At 72.3% G+C, this 1297-nt stretch carries 1 protein-coding gene; it reads right to left on the bottom strand.

What is annotated here, in order from left to right:
- Nucleotides 1-1295 (bottom strand): chloride channel protein (locus FNH05_RS37435; protein ID WP_246128171.1); only part of this gene is annotated, 1295 nt, incomplete at its 3' end.
- Between the last annotated feature and the right edge of the window lie 2 nt (nt 1296-1297).

Below are 1297 nucleotides of genomic sequence, written 5' to 3'. Positions count from 1 at the left end.
GCTCGGCGGGCTTGCGGGTGCTGGGTGAGGTCGATGCCGCGGCGGGTGAGTTTGAGGGTGTAGATGGTGTCGTGGGACAGCGTTTTGCCGGTGAGGGTGGCGACCACGATGGCGGTGAGCATCGGCAGGATGATGGTGTACTGGCCGGTGAGTTCGAACAGGATGACCACGGCGGTGATGGGGGCGCGGGCGGCGCCGGCGAAGGCGGCGCCCATGCCGATCAGCCCGTACACGCCGGGGAAGGCGGTCACCGCGGGCAGGGCGGTGTGCACGGCGATGCCGAAGGCAGTGCCGCCCATGGCGCCGATGAACAGCGAGGGCGCGAACACGCCGCCGGAGCCGCCGATGCCGATGGTCAGGCTGGTGGCGAGGATCTTCCCGGCGAGCAGGATGAGCAGGAAGCCGAGGACGTAGCGGCCTTGGACGGCGTTTTGCAGGACGGGGTAGCCGACGCCGTACATCTCGGGCAGCAGCAGCAGGAGTCCGCCGAGCAGGAGCCCGCCGGCGGCGGGGCGCAGCCACTCGGGGCCGCGCCAGAGCCAGTCGCAGGCGTCCTCGACGAGGTAGAGCACGCGGGTGAACAGCACGCCGCTGGCGCCGACGAGGATGCCGAGTGCGACGAAGAGCAGGTATTCGACGGGGTTGCGCAGGGTGAACGGGGGCAGGCTGAGGAAGGCGGCGTTGCCGAACACCGCCCGTCCGACCACGCTGGCGGTGACGCTGGAGAGCACCACGGCGCCGAAGGATTCGGCGGCGAAGTCCCGCAGGATCAGCTCCATCGCGAAGAACGGCCCGGCCAGCGGGGCGTTGAAGGTGGCCGCGATACCCCCGGCGGCGCCGCAGGCGACCAGGACACGCAGCCGCGACTCGGGTAGCCGGGCGAGCCGCCCGAGGGTGGAGCCGAGCGCGGAGCCGATCTGCACGATGGGTCCTTCACGGCCCACCGAGCCGCCCGAGCCGATGGTCATCGCCGAGGCGAGCGCTTTGACCACGGTGACCTGGGCGGGAATGCGGCCACCCCGTTCGGCCACCGCGTACATCACCTCCGGCACCCCGTGGCCCCGGGCCTCCGGGGCGAACCGGTGCACCAGCGGGCCGTAGACCAGCCCGGCCAGGACCGGCGTGATCAGCAGGAACCACGGGCCGAGCGCGGGCAGCCAGGGATGGGCCTGCCCGCCGGCGGCCGCGTAGTCGGTGTGCCCGGAGAACAGGCGGGTGAACGCCGTGATCAGCCAGCGGAACGCGACCGCGCCCAGGCCCGCGCCCGCCCCGATCGCCACCGAGAGCACCAGCAGAC

The sequence above is a fragment of the Amycolatopsis rhizosphaerae genome, assembly GCF_007713715.1.
Classification (GTDB): domain Bacteria; phylum Actinomycetota; class Actinomycetes; order Mycobacteriales; family Pseudonocardiaceae; genus Amycolatopsis_E; species Amycolatopsis_E rhizosphaerae.
This window is presented reverse-complemented; position numbering and strand designations above follow the sequence as displayed.